This is a genomic window from Streptomyces sp. R41 (assembly GCF_041053055.1).
GTDB lineage: Bacteria > Actinomycetota > Actinomycetes > Streptomycetales > Streptomycetaceae > Streptomyces.
Genome location: NZ_CP163443.1, coordinates 3,293,105 through 3,306,839, shown reverse-complemented (window position 1 = coordinate 3,306,839; position 13,735 = coordinate 3,293,105). Strand labels below are relative to the sequence as shown.

At 62.3% G+C, this 13,735-nt stretch carries 10 protein-coding genes, 1 other RNA gene and 1 pseudogene; 8 read left to right on the top strand and 4 right to left on the bottom strand.

The window, feature by feature from the left end:
* Positions 1 to 4 precede the first annotated feature (4 nt).
* Positions 5 to 406: RNase P RNA component class A (gene rnpB, locus AB5J53_RS15400), an RNA gene on the top strand.
* A gap of 22 nt (positions 407 to 428) precedes the next feature.
* Here rnpB and AB5J53_RS15395 read toward each other — a convergent pair.
* Positions 429 to 896, bottom strand: a complete 468-nt coding sequence (locus AB5J53_RS15395; protein WP_369246216.1) for an ATP-binding protein — start codon at positions 894 to 896, stop codon at positions 429 to 431.
* Between the two features lie 141 nt (positions 897 to 1,037).
* Between AB5J53_RS15395 and AB5J53_RS15390 the strand changes: the two genes are divergently transcribed.
* The 7 genes from AB5J53_RS15390 (at position 1,038) to AB5J53_RS15360 (ending at position 9,556) form a co-directional block, all read left to right on the top strand.
* Complete coding sequence (locus AB5J53_RS15390; protein WP_369246215.1) at positions 1,038 to 1,895, top strand: Scr1 family TA system antitoxin-like transcriptional regulator; 858 nt, start codon at positions 1,038 to 1,040, stop codon at positions 1,893 to 1,895.
* The gene (locus AB5J53_RS15385; RefSeq protein ID WP_369246214.1) at positions 1,892 to 2,086 is read left to right on the top strand and encodes a DUF397 domain-containing protein; all 195 of its coding nucleotides are present in this window, start codon (positions 1,892 to 1,894) and stop codon (positions 2,084 to 2,086) included. The genes AB5J53_RS15390 and AB5J53_RS15385 overlap by 4 nt, the downstream gene beginning before the upstream one ends.
* 926 nt (positions 2,087 to 3,012) lie before the next feature.
* On the top strand, positions 3,013 to 3,834 hold the full coding sequence (locus AB5J53_RS15380; RefSeq protein WP_369246213.1) for a hypothetical protein: 822 nt from the start codon (positions 3,013 to 3,015) through the stop codon (positions 3,832 to 3,834).
* 153 nt (positions 3,835 to 3,987) lie between these two features.
* Positions 3,988 to 6,066, top strand: a complete 2,079-nt coding sequence (locus AB5J53_RS15375; protein ID WP_369246212.1) for an ATP-binding protein — start codon at positions 3,988 to 3,990, stop codon at positions 6,064 to 6,066.
* The gene (locus tag AB5J53_RS15370) at positions 6,063 to 6,812 is read left to right on the top strand and encodes a hypothetical protein (RefSeq protein ID WP_369246211.1); all 750 of its coding nucleotides are present in this window, start codon (positions 6,063 to 6,065) and stop codon (positions 6,810 to 6,812) included. The genes AB5J53_RS15375 and AB5J53_RS15370 overlap by 4 nt, the downstream gene beginning before the upstream one ends.
* Positions 6,809 to 7,879 (top strand): ComEC/Rec2 family competence protein, encoded by a 1,071-nt coding sequence (locus AB5J53_RS15365; protein WP_369246210.1) that lies wholly within the window; start codon positions 6,809 to 6,811, stop codon positions 7,877 to 7,879. Before AB5J53_RS15370 ends, AB5J53_RS15365 begins: the two co-directional genes overlap by 4 nt.
* A gap of 435 nt (positions 7,880 to 8,314) precedes the next feature.
* Complete coding sequence (locus tag AB5J53_RS15360; protein ID WP_369246209.1) at positions 8,315 to 9,556, top strand: Shedu anti-phage system protein SduA domain-containing protein; 1,242 nt, start codon at positions 8,315 to 8,317, stop codon at positions 9,554 to 9,556.
* A gap of 273 nt (positions 9,557 to 9,829) precedes the next feature.
* Here AB5J53_RS15360 and AB5J53_RS15355 read toward each other — a convergent pair whose 3' ends face one another.
* From AB5J53_RS15355 to AB5J53_RS15345, 3 genes and pseudogenes are all read right to left on the bottom strand, one after another.
* Positions 9,830 to 12,100 carry a hypothetical protein gene (locus tag AB5J53_RS15355; protein WP_369246208.1) on the bottom strand — a complete coding sequence of 757 codons (2,271 nt, stop codon included), beginning with the start codon at positions 12,098 to 12,100 and terminating at the stop codon, positions 9,830 to 9,832.
* A gap of 137 nt (positions 12,101 to 12,237) precedes the next feature.
* Entirely contained in the window at positions 12,238 to 12,930 is a 693-nt protein-coding gene (locus AB5J53_RS15350) for a hypothetical protein (RefSeq protein WP_369246207.1), read from the bottom strand.
* Between the two features lie 451 nt (positions 12,931 to 13,381).
* A pseudogene (locus AB5J53_RS15345) lies at positions 13,382 to 13,680 on the bottom strand (transposase family protein); the annotation flags it as partial.
* Positions 13,681 to 13,735: the final 55 nt, after the last annotated feature.

Sequence of the window (13,735 nt, the reverse complement as noted above, 5' to 3'; positions counted from 1 at the left end):
CAGACGAGCCGGGCGGACGGCCGCGTGGAGGTTCTTGTGGACCTCCCCGAGGAACGTCCGGGCTCCACAGGGCAGGGTGGTGGCTAACGGCCACCCGGGGTAACCCGCGGGACAGTGCCACAGAAAGCAAACCGCCAGGGATCTCGATCCCTGGTAAGGGTGAAACGGTGGTGTAAGAGACCACCAGCGCCTGAGGCGACTCAGGCGGCTAGGTAAACCCCACCCGGAGCAAGGTCAAGAGGGAGCACCCCGGTGCTCCTGCGCGGACGTTCGAGGGCTGCCCGCCCGAGTCCGCGGGTAGACCGCACGAGGCCGACGGCAACGTCGGTCCTAGATGGATGGCCGTCTCCCCGGCCGCCGCGAGGCGACCGGGCGACAGAACCCGGCGTATAGCCCGACTCGTCTGCCATCAGGGCTCTGGCCTGGCCTTACGGCCCGGTCGGGGCCTTTTCCCGTGCGGAAGCAGTGAGCACAAGGCGGGGAAGACCGATCTCCGCCCACACGACCTTGCCGGACGGCGGCCATGGCTCAGTGCCCCACCGCGCAGTCAGGGCGTCGACGAGGAGCAGCCCGCGCCCCGTCTCGTCGGTGGGACTCGCGGTACGACGGGCCAGGGGCCGGCGGTCGCCTCGCGAATCGGCCACTTCGATACGGAGCGTGTCCGAGGCCTCGACAGTCAGCGTGAGCCGGAACCCACGCCCCTTCACGCGCCCGTGCGCAACCGCGTTCGCCGCCAACTCGGCGACGACCAGCGCCGCGGACTCGCTCACCTCGCAGCTGGGCGGCCAGCCCCACTCGTCGAGTTGCTGCACAGCCAGCAGCCGCGCCAGGCGGGCGCCGCGAGGCGTGGCGCTGAGGAGTTGGGTGAAGTGCCGGGTGGAGATTTCTGACTTCATGTCACTGAGCGTGGCCGCCTCGCTCTACCCTGACCAGGGAATCCTTCGGTACGCAGGGTGTGTGTACCGGTACGGACGGTGTCCTGTACGGGGTGTCGGCCGTGACCTGGTGGGGTGTGGGACGGCAGGGCGGGTGTTGTGATGACGGTGACGGAGTCGCAGGAGACGTACGACGAGGGTGAGCAGTCCAGCGACCTGAACCGTGCGATCGGCAAGCAGGTCAAGGTACTTCGGGAGCGGGCCGGGCTCACGCAGAAGGAGCTGGGGGACCGGCTCGGATACAGCGAGGACCTGGTCTCGTCGCTGGAGCGGGGGAGACGGACGCCGCAGAGGGAGTTCCTGGAGGCGGCCGATGAACTGCTGGATGCTGGTGGGCTGTTGAAGGCCACGATTGAGGATGTTGAGAAGGCCAAGGCGAAGGCGAGGGTTCGGCATCCGGCTTGGTTCAGAGATTACGCGCGGTTGGAGCGGGACACGGTTGAGATCAACTTCTACAACAATCATGACGTTCCCGGCCTGTTGCAGACCCAGCGGCGGACCCGTGCCCTCTATGAGATGCGCAAGCCGCTTCTGAGCGAGGACATCATCGAGCAGCGGGTGGCCTCCCGGATGGACCGGCAAGAGATTCTGACGCGCTGGCCTCTTCCCATGGTGACGGCAGTCATCGAGGAAGTGGTACTGCGACGACCAATCGGTGGTCTGGATGTCCACAAGGGGCAGTTGGAGCAGCTGATCAAGCTCGGACGACTGCGCAACGTGGAGCTTCAGGTGATGCCGACGGACCGGGTGGAGCATGCTGGAATGGGTGGCGCGTTCGTCCTCCTCACCCCGAAGGGGAAGGCGCAGGTGGGATACACGGAGGCGCAGAACAGCAGCCGACTGATCACGGACACCGAGGAAGTACGTATCCTGGCCGCACGTTACGGCAGCATCAGGGCCCAGGCGCTCACGCCAAGGGAGTCCTTGGACCTGATGGAGGATTTGCTGGGGGAACGATGAACACCGCGGAATGCGCGCGCCTCGCCTGGTTCAAGAGCACCTACAGCGGTAACGAGGGCGGCGAATGCCTCGAGGTCGCTGCAACGCCCGGCACCATCCACGTCCGCGACTCCAAGGATCCCGCCCGCGACCCCCTCGCCTTCCGGAGCTCGGAGTGGGCTGCGTTCGTGGACTTTGTGGCAGGGCTCTGACACATAACGCGGGGCTACGAACGAGCAGTTCATAGCCCCTCTGCATGTCGGCAGATCAGCCGAGTACCAACAGTTTCCGCACAGCCTTGACTGTCCGTCGCGCGGCAGGCGACGCGGTCACGGCCTCCGAAGCCGTGTGCGCAGGTTCGAATCCTGCCGGGGGCACCCCTTATGAGGTGCCCAAAGACCCCGTCACCAGCGGAAACGCTGAGGCCGGGGTCTTCGCGTATGTGCAGCCAGATGCCGCCCGGAGCGGCCGGCTACGCCGACCTCGTGTTGCATGAGCCGTCCTCAAATCCCCAGCGTGCGCCACCACATAGACGCGCCAAGTTCCCTGCTGCAGAATCTGACAACCGGGCACACCCTGAAGTGCCTACAGTGTTGGCGACTCAGAAAGGCGCATCGCCCACATGCGAGGCACTACCAGCCCCTACTCCGCCTACGTCGATGAGCTAGCTCTCCTTGCGCAGGATGTAGCAAGTGGCTCATGGCGTCGGATCGAAGAGGATGTGAGCCTGGCGTTGAACGGTCAGGCTTCCGAACGGCTACGCCAGCTCGTCCCTTTGACGACGAGACGTACGCACGGCGCCTTCTTCACCACGGGCGCAGTACGCACGTCGTTCAGCAAGGTGCTGCAAAATTCGCCCTCATCTACCTGCAGGTTCTGGGACCCATCCTGCGGTGCAGGGGATCTGTTGCTTGCCGCATCCGACCTTCTCCCTTTGGGAAAGAGTACCGACGAGACGGTAGCCATCTGGTCGCGGAGCCTACGGGGCAGCGATCTGCAGCCCGAGTTTGTAGCTGCCGCACGACTACGCCTGTTCCTCGCTGCGGCTCACAGGACACGCGCAGCAGGAGCCGAACCCGGACCGAGCGATGGCCACCTTCGCTCGAACGTGCTGCGCTCACTCAGAGTCGAGGACGGCTTGGCTGCACTGCGTTCAGCTCGCAGCTTCACCGGCAACGTGCTCCTCAACCCGCCTTTCGGCGCCATGCCGGCCGACAAGCACTGGAGTTGGGCTTCTGGCGCAGTGTCTCAAGCCGCCGTGTTCACCCTTGGGGCTTCCAAGGCGCTCGCCGTGGGTGGTCAACTGACTGCCGTGCTCCCAGACGTGCTGCGCAGCGGCAGTCGCTACGAGCGATGGCGACAGCAAGTTGCCGAGCACCTCAGCTTGCAAGCTGTCCAGACACAGGGGCAGTTCGACCCGCACACAGATATCCATGTGTTTCTGATGTCGGGAACGCGTCACCGCCGTTCGAAGGGACGAACTGGCGCGGATACAGCCTGGTGGACAGCCGAGCGGAGTACGCAGAGCCTGGAAGATCTGTTTGAGGTGCGAGTCGGGCCCGTGGTGGACAACCGTGATCCACACGAAGGTCCTGAGGTGCCGTTCCTCAAGGCCCGAGCCCTACCTCCCGCCGGGGATGTTGGCGTGCCCAAGCAACTGCGTCGCTTCTCGGGGCGCCTGATAGAACCGCCTTTTGTGGCCATACGGCGCACGTCGCGGCCGGGCCAGGGCGCGGGGGGACACAGTCGCGGCGTCGGAGTGCTGCTAACAGGGCATGCTCCCGTTGCTGTCGACAACCACATCATCACAGCGCGACCGTTGGACGGACGCGAGGAAACATGCCGGAACCTCCTGAAGGTGTTGGCCTCTCCACCCGTGACGGCATGGCTGGACGAGCGCATCAGGTGTAGGCACCTCACTGTGCGGGCCGTGCGCGAGATCCCCTGGAACGAGGCTTAGTCTGTTGGCACATGACCCTCTGTTGCTAACTGGGCACGATAGATAACATGCGATCAGCTGGCCAGGCGACTGGGACTGTGGCCGTTCCACGGCCACTACGGGGAGGCAAGGATGAGTCGACATCTGCGATTCGCGCCGGAGATCCTTGCGCGCTTGGGTGAAGAGCTGGTCCCGCATCCAGACCTCGGTGTCATGGAGTTGGTCCGCAACGCCTACGACGCCGACGCAACCACTTGCACCATCCGCCTACTTGAGGCTGATCGCACTGGTGGCACCCTCATCGTTGATGATGACGGCACAGGCATGGACGAGGACAGTATCTATGACAGCTTCCTCCTCCTAGGCCGCTCTGCTAAGACCTCGTCTCCAATCACGCCGGTCGGACGACAAAAGGTGGGCGAGAAGGGCCTTGGCCGGCTGGCGGCGCTGCGACTCGGAGCGCACGTTGAATTAGAGACACGACCAGCCAACACCCCCGGACGCGCGCACGTACTCGTAATCGACTGGACGAAGTACGACTCCGTGCACGCTGTAGAAGACGTGCCACTTACAGTCATCAACAAACCGACTTCGGAACCTCCGGGGACTCGCGTCACGATTAGTAGGCTCCGCGAGCCATTCGCTGAAGCGGATATAAAGCGGATGGCTCGCTCGGTCCTGCTTCTCACTGGACCCTTTCCCGAGAATTCGCCCTTTCGAGCTATTTTCGTTTCGGAGGAGTTCGACAAGCTACTAGCTGACACATCTCGCGCTTACTTGGACCAAGCGGATTTTCGGCTGTTCGCGGAAATCGACGCAGAAGGGTACGCCAAAGCGACGCTGTACGACTGGCGTAGTGAAGTAATTCACGAAGCGGGCCATGACCTGGTAGCCCTGAATCGAAAGCGAGGCGGGCGCGATGTGCACTTACCTTTCGAGCTCGCCCCACGAGCTAGCCTTGAACTCTGGATGTTCCTCAAAGGCGGAAAGTCGCTTTCACCTTTGAAAAACTCTCCTGACAGAGACCGCGTATGGCCTTGGCTTGACGTTGTGGGAGGCGTGCACCTAATTCACCGAGGGCTCAGGGTCACACCGTACGGCGATGCAGGAAACGACTGGCTAGAGCTTAATGCTCGCCGCACTGGTAGCCCAGAGGAGCGCCCTTCGACTCGAACGGCCGTTGGACGCGTTGTCGTCGACGACGATGCTCAGATTCTGCAGCCCAAAACCGACCGAACGGGCTTCGTTGAAACACCAGCCTTCGTTGACCTCAGGGAATTCGCCATCAGGGCAACCGACTGGGCAGCTGCGGTCCGATTGAAAGATGCCGAAGTCAGGCGTCGGGAGCAAGTGCCCAAGACGCGCACCCGAATGAAGACTGCCGAGGACGAGCTCCGCAAGACTGTGCGCAGTCTCCCGCCGAGGTACAGGGAAATAGTAGAGCGCCAAGTAAATACATATCACGGCGAAACACAGCAGCACGTTAGAGCTGTGGAGCGAGATCTGAGGCTATACCGAACACTAAGCACTCTCGGCACAAGCACCGCGGTATTCGCGCACGAAGTACTGGGACCAGCCAGTCGGCTCACCCGGATGGTCAGGGTGCTGGGCCAACTAATAGGAAACAAAGTTGGCCAGGAAACATATGACGCCGTCTTCGATGAGCCCATGTCCCGCATCGGGCGATCGCTCGACACCGTGCAAGCATTCGCCAATCTCTCGCTGGAGATGGTGAAGAAGCGCAAGCGAGATGCCGCTCATGTCGATGTTGACGAAGTATGCAGGGAGGTGGTGAAACTCTTCTCACCATATTTCAATGACCGCAACATTTCGGTGAAGACCGAGTTCGACACACGGACGATGAGGGTCCGTAGCACAGTCGCCGAAATTGAGGCGATCTGGGCGAATCTACTGACTAACTCTGCGCATGCTCTATTGCGTCAAGACATGCCGGATCGCGACCGTGAAATCCTCATCCGGACCCAGAGCGGTGAAGAAAGCGTCGTGCTCACTGTCGATGACTCAGGACCCGGAATTCGAGACATGCCTATTGACGAGATCTGGTCACCTGGTAGGACATCACGCATCGACGGCACCGGGCTGGGCCTAACCATCGTGCGAGACGTAGTGGAAGAGCTAAAGGGTAAGAATCTCGCCTTCGAGAAGGGTGAGCTGGGCGGTGCTCGAATTATGGTCCGCCTACCCGCTCAACCAGCTCCCGCCGCTAGCAAACCCCCTGGAGCACCGTCGTGAACGTGGAGCAGGACACCAGGCGCCCTCTAGACAAGCTCTTTCCGCGCGCTCAGGTGCCTGAAGCGGGGTCACGTGTAGCGGTAGTCGATGACGACCCCGAGGAAGCTTACGCGACTGGAATGGTACTGCGTCTCGCGGGATACGAGCCCGTTGAGATCTCGCCGCAAAGGGAAGCGGCTGAGCGTATGCTGCAGCGCGTGACTGACAACTGCGTTGCAGCTGTCTTCGATCACAGGCTTAACGGCAGGATCAATGTCCCGTTCGATGGCGCCGAACTCGCGAGTCTTGCGTCCCAGAGAGGGTTCCCCGCCGTCCTGAGTAGTACGTACATCTCCCGGGACCAGGCAACCACTATACGGTTGCGAAGGGCAGAGATTCCATGCCTCCTCGACAAGGACGAGCAGAGTGCTGAAGCGATTCAATCAGCGTTCGAGGCGATTGTCGCAGAGTTTCATGGTGACGTGCCGCGGACAAGGCTGGCCCTTCCCACAGTCATCGAGGTTCTCGGAGTACATGCCAACGAGGAAATGCCGACTGCAGAGGTGCTCGTCCCTGCCTGGCGACCTTCGGTGGCCATTCAGCTGCCCGCCGGCCTGATTACAGAAGGTACCGGCCTAGCGCTTCACGAATTACGGAACCGCTGGGTCGAAGCCGAGGTGAACTGTCACGCCGAGAGGGAGCGAGACCTGTTTTTCAGAAACTTTTCACTTAGTCCCGAGCTTCCAGAGGATTGGATGCGCCCGTGACCAGCACATCTACTGAGCAAATCACGGATACGCTGGAAGTGATCGTCCTCGATGTTGGCCATGGGAATTGCGCCGTGGTGCGAGATAGCGATCGATGCGTGGTTGTTGACGCCCCTCCCGGTCCGACTTTATTCGACGAGTTGGAACGCTGCGGGATTACCCACATTGATCACCTGGTGCTTTCTCACAGCGACCTGGACCACATGGGCAGTGCCGTCAAGCTTCTCTGGGACACCCGTTTCATCATCGGTATGATCTGGTACAACCCGGATGGCACTAAGCAGAGCAAAGCCTGGCAGAACCTGGCTAGGCAAGCTTACTTGCGCCACCGGGAAGGGCGGTTGCTTAATGGGCAGCGCAACCTTAACACTGCTTCGACTTCAGACTTATCGTTCAGTAATCGAGTGAAGATCGAAGTTTTACATCCAGACCTAGAAATGGCAACACTCGGCCCCTCTGACGCCGCAACCCCACTCGGGCGACTTACCGCGAACACACTGTCAGCCGTTCTTCGGATTACCTTGCAAGATAGCCCCGCAGTACTCTTGCCGGCTGACATTGACGCCCTGGCCCTCCAGCGCATGATTTCTCTCAACGCTGACCTGAAAGCTCATGTTCTGGTTTTTCCTCATCACGGGGGAAAGGCGAAGACGTCTGATTCCCGACAGTTCGCTACCACGATATGTCAAGCTGTACAGCCAGAGTTCGTTCTTTTTTCGATGGCTCGCGGTGGCCGCTTTTCGAACCCGGATCCTGAAATGGTTGCGGGAGTGCGCGCAGCGCGACCTCAGGCTCACATCGCCTGTACGCAACTTTCAACACATTGCCACCGCGAGGCGCGCCCGCTAGCCCAGAAATCACACCTCAACCTTCATGCGGCGGCAGGTAGCTCGGCAGGGTCGTGTTGCGCTGGCACGGTAACTATAGGCCTAAACAGTGATGGCCTTCATATCACCCCCTCACCGGCGCAACATGAAGAGTTCATACAACTACTAGACCGCCCTCTCTGCCGTGCTGATGTCATTCCGGTTCCTGCACCACGTCCTCACGGTGACCGAGAAACCTAGTGTTCTGCATGGGGCATGAGCCACTGCCGATCCCGAGATTCCAGCGAAGGGCCGCGCGCTACTGCGTGGACCATGGGTGGACAGATGCTCGTCACTTGACGCGTAAACGGCTCTTGACCTGAATATTCCGCTGCAGCATGCACGGCATCTGGGCGATCAACCCGTCCGCACCTCCTGCCCCCTCATCCCGTCAACTGTGCCCCGCAAGGCTCTGATCAGCACGTCCTCTGTGCGAAGAACGTTCTCCCACGTTGCAGGGTGGCCAGGCCGGCCCCGTGGGGTGGGCCTTCACCAGACTCAGCATGGTCCGATCGGGCCCAGGAGTGGGCCCACACATGAGAACCTTCTGCTGACCGAGCCAGGAGACCGGCGCAGCAAGCTCACAGGGGTCCGAAGTAACGCGCTGCACCACCCGGATTCGTACGAGGACCCGTCATGGCTACAGCAGAGTGGGAAACGGTAGCGACCCGCCTTCGTAAGAAGTGGCTTGGTCCTAGCGACGAACAGAGCCGGCTAGCTGGGCTGATCGCCTCAGGTCTTGGTGAAGATGTCCCAGCGCCGGTAGCTGCGGCTCTGCTCCGAGCCTGGTTGCGCAAGCCGCTGAACCTGCCTCGAGCTCAGGAGGCTACCGACAGCGAGATCGAGCTACTGCGTATAGTCGCGGCGGAAACTGGTGTCGCCTTCCCCGTCGGCGTTCGTGATCGCGATATTCTCGACGGGTGGCTCGAGGCGATGCACGCCAAACGGGCCACTGAATACCTAGAAAAGTGGACCCCGGCGCGTGGTGACGTCGTCATCATCGGGAAGTCGGGAAAGACTCTCTCTTACATCATCTCGTCCATCGGCATCTCCGGGCGGCTAAATTTCCGCGGCGGTCCCGGCCAGCGAGCCTGGCCACACGAGATTCTCCGGATCATCCGGATCTCTGATACCGATCACGGGACGGCGGTCTACCGGGCCCAGCAGGAGGCGGCAGCCCGGCGTTCTGCTCCAGAATTCCTCGGTGACGCACAGTTGGCTGCATTGGAAAAATGGAAGGTCCAAGGCGAGCCCTCGCTGGCGGCCCAGGTGGCGCTAGTCGCCGCTTTGGAAAAGGCAGATGGTGGTGACCGTCAGCGGCACGAACGCCCCATGCAGATCGTGCTGGAGCAGCACCCGGAAATCCTCGGACACTTGTTTCGAGGAAATCACGGCACGTATGTGCGGCCTCAGACTCAGGTCGGCACGCCGTACGTAGCCGACTTCTTTATCGGCAGTCAGACTTCTTTGGGCATGCGCTGGTTGTTGGTAGAGCTTGAGCGCCCTACTGCAGAGTTGACCCTCAAGGATGGTCGCCAGGCATCGGAGACCCTACGCAAGGCCGTCCAGCAGATCAGGGATTGGCGCGAGTGGCTTGCCAACAACCTCGATAACGCGCAGAAGAGCGTCGGCCAGGGGGGACTCGGGTTGCCCGGCATCCGCACCCGGCCTCCGGGATTGATCATTATCGGACGGGAAGCCACGGCAGGGGGAACCGGTGTCATGCGCAGCCAGTACGCGGAGACGGAGGACATTCAGATCCGCACCTACGACTGGCTGGTCAGAGCAGCCCAGACGCACTTTCCCATGCGTCTGGGGGCCCTTGACATGGAGTTGGAGGAGGACTGGGGATATGGCCGACCGGACCTTCCGTTCTGATGAGAGCTGGCGCCGGGAGGCCAAGGTCGCTCCCCAGATTTAGGTCTGAGCCAGTGGACTATCCGTGGACGAGGTGACAGCCGGTACTGCCTCGCACTGCCTTGGCTAGCACTGTTGATTGGAGCCCAAGCGGCCTCCGGAGGGGATCCGAGTTGGCTATGCCGAGCACGGATGAGCTGTTCGGCACTGGCCCGGAAGGTCGCCCCATGGGCGTCAAGCGACCCGGGTATGTCCCGGGTCGCAGCAAAGCCCTCGACGGCCAAGACGCGCCCTTCAGTCGTCCTCGGCCCGTTCGCCGGCGTAGTCGCCTTCATGATTCTGAATTGTGTTGAGGACATGGAGGGCGGTGTCCCGGAGACCATTCCAGTCTTCGGCCGGGCCAAGCAGAGGAGGATAAGTCACGGCTTGACCGAGCTTCTCCAGCTCGTCGACGCACGTCTTGGCGTCTGTCAGACAGTTGGTTAGCACCCTGCGGCCCTCCTGGATCCGCTGCTCGACTGGCATTTCCGAGTCCGCAGCTGCGTCCGACAGGTCATCGGTCTCCCCCGCCTCGTTCCCGGTCGTCGATGGCATGGAGGCGCCAGTCCCGTCGTTGACGTTCGTGTCCTCTTCACCCCCTCCGTCCTCACCGTCAGCATCTGACGATCCGAGCATCTGGCGAGCGCGCTGCGGGTCCGAAGCGACGACGACGTCCCACTCCAGCAACAGGACCGGCTCGCCATCCTCCCGAAGGATGTGGTCGGGTGCCTCTAGGCCAACCACGAGGTGCTGGTACTCGTCGTCCCCTTCGATGTCCTGATCGTTGGGCAAGCCAAGCTGCTGTCTGGTACCCGAGTTTCGGGGGAGTCTGCCGTCCTCAAAGCGCTGCGCTGCCAGAGCCAGCGTCCAGAAACCGAGCTCATTGCCCTTCCGGGCCAACCCTTCGATGATCTTGTGCACATCTCCACGGAACGGGACTTTGCCGGGTGCCCGGGTCCGACTGACGGACGAACCCACATTCCTGGTCAGCAGCTTGTCCGCAATCAATGCCGTACCGCCCGCCAACGCAAGTGTCAGACGGGCCTCGCGACTACCCTCGAGCGCCGGCTTGATCAGAGTAGTGAAGTCGTTAGTCACCATCGGAGCCCAACCGTCCTCCAGCACTTCCTTGAAGAGGACACCTCCATTGCTCCAGGCGTTGCGCGCCTGCTGGGCGGCCGACTTTTTGCTGGATCGCCAGGGGTAATCAACGATAGGGCCGAGCAATCCGGCGTAGCCCTTGTCAGTCATCCGCCGGTCGCCCTTGATCTCCTTGGCCCTGCTCCTCAACTCCTCGAAGATGGCTGGCCGGGTCAGAGTGTGCAGCAACTGGACAGCACGCCACAATCCGTTACCGGGGATACTCTGGTTCCCATATACGTCGGGGGTATCCGACGCTCGTCGGAGGCCGATGGCCAGCTCGTACACCGCATGCAGCCCATCCTCGACCGTGGTGTTTCCCGAACTACCGTGGAGAACGCGCTTGAGTGCGCGGCCAGCAATCTCGACGTTCTGGGCGGCAGTGTCCCACGGCTTGAACTCGACATGAACGGACGCGAGGATCGACCGCAGCGCGTCGTCGAACACATCCTCCGCGGCCAGGGAGGCGCGATCGTGCGCCTTGGCGCCGACCGTGACGTGCGTCGGCACCAGGTAAGACTGGGCAATTTGGATGGCCCGCAGGGCCGGTGGCTTGTCCGCCCCTGCCTTGGCAATCTCCTTGGTGAACTCTTCACGAAGCTGCTTGCGCCTATTCTGCCGGCCCAGTGCCATCCGCTGCGTGAGCGGCTTGGCCGGCTCGCTAGCGGAAATCTGATACTGAGCGAAGAGGGTGTCCACGGCCAGGTCGGCGGCCTCCTCCGGACCGCTATCAGGCCCGGCCAAGACCTTCCACGCGCTGGCCAGGCGAGTAATGCCATCGCGTGCGACGAGCCCGCAGACTGACTCCGTACCGTCATCGAAGTCATAGATGATCGGATGCACGATCAGAGCGCGTGTTACCCGCCTGGAGAGGATCGATTCCGCGTAGGAGTTCCGGTACAGCGTGGCAGACAGGGTCTGCCGAACGTGGCGCTTCAGATGGTTAAAGCTCTCGTAGCGGTAGCGGAGGATCGCCTGCGGAATTCCGTTGTCAGCCATGCCCTGTACCTGCGGGTCATCGACAGCCAGAAGTTCCTGTCCCGTGCGCGGCTGAATGGCTGGGAACAGTTCGGACAGCCACACCCTGGTGTGAACCGACCGCAGGGTTGCGCCATCCACGTGCTCCTCCAGGAGCAGGCTCGCGTGGGCATCCTGTGCCTCGCGCAGTTGGAGGGCGACGGTCTCAGGCGTCACGGCGGCCCGGGCCACCGCATGCCAAGCGTCCTCCGGGAGCGACGCCAATGGGGCATTCATGCCCGCTTTGACCAGCTTATTACGGTCGTCCACAACGGACGCGTCAGGCAGTTCACGGTCGACGGTGGACACCTCGACCTGCTGGTTGCCCCATTCGACAGTGATGGGAGCGCCGGTCTCGTGTGCAGGCATTGAACCCCTCCTCATAGGTGGTTGGTGTGGAAGACTGGATTAGCGGTCCTGGCCCGCTTCGCTCGGGGTTCCAGGTCCGGCCCGGCTGGGCCCCGGCTTCGTTCGGGGCCCAGTCCCCCGCCTCTGCGCCACTCAACTCACAGGGAACTGGGCCCGTGGGCACCTGGGAACGTGGAACCAAACCAGTGCCACATGAACGCGCGAGACGGGTGCTTGGCGATCGCCTGGTAGGCCGAGTACGCCAACATGTCTGCTCCCTGGAGCAGGTCCAGGGCGCGGGCAGGCCGGAACACCGGGTCGCCGACGATGTGGCGCCCCTCGTCCGGGAGGGCCCGATGGGCCCGTCGCAGGGCGCCTTCAGTGCCATCGCCGTCGACGATGACCACCCCGTGGATTCCAGATTTGGCGAGCTCGGCATTGAGTTGGCGCAGCAGGGCAGCGTAGAGGGCAGGCCGGTCGCGCCCGTAGTCATCGGTCTCTCGGTAGACAGCGCGCACCCGCGCGCCGGGTATCGCGGCGATCGTCCGCAGCCCGCGCAAGACGACTTCCTGGCAGTGCTGTCGGTGCGTAACGCGGTCGGTGCTGCGCGAGCGGTGGACATGTCGGCCGCGAGCGCCCACGAGCTTCACCGAGTGCAGAGAGGAGTCGACCGGAATCTCCAATCGTGCGTCAGCATCCAGCTCGGCGCGAAAGGCCCGCCATCTTTGGTTCGCGACGTCCACGTGCGCGAGATCAATCCCTAAGGATGCGAAGCAGGCTGTCGTGCGGGCGTTGCCTCCATCGTCGACGAAATAGAGGCGCAGGGGGGCAGCACTGGACTCGGTGGCCATGCGCTATCAACTCCGCGAGCACACACAGGCTTTCCCCAGCACCGTTGCTGGGGGCCCTTCCGCACTCCTCGCGAAGTTCGCTTTTAGGAGAAGCGGGCGCGGGGTGCTCCATTGCCACGCGCCACGTCATACATCAACGGCTCCGGAAGCGGTTGCCGCGTCGACCCGGAATCAAACCCTCATGGGGAGGTACCATCCGCGCCAGCGACAGCCCCGATCCATCAACCACGAGGAATCAAGGGCCTCCAGGACTGTTCCTGGTCCCATACGTCACGATGCTGCCTTGCACCACGCTCAGCGCAACTATAGCGGTCCGACGAGATGCGCATCGGTCAAATCCCGTGCCCCAAGGGCAAGTTGATCAGCCTCGACGATTCGGACGACAAGCTCGCCAAATGCTGTCCCCTAAATGATCTGCGGGCGTCGGAAGTGATCACGCTTAGCACGGCGTCCTTAGGAACCACTTGCGCGGCTGCAGCGCCAGTGAAGGCCCAAAATGGTTGATGATGCTGTCGGCCGCGGACTTTGAGTTGCTGAAGGGCAGTGCGAGCCGCCGCTGCGTCAGGTTCGTCCGCCAGTACGCGGCAACCAGCAGGATCCGGTCCTCAAGCGGCGGGCTCCACGACCGGCCCTTGCTCACTGGGTCGGCGCCTTCCTGCATTGATCGGCTTGCTGAACTGACGCGGGCTCATCCTAGTGAACCGGCATCCAGGGCAGCTCGGACGCTGTGGTCACACCAGCCCAGACCAGACCATCTCGTCCATGGCCAAATCAGCTAAGGGACGCGCCTTAGCCCGTGGACGAT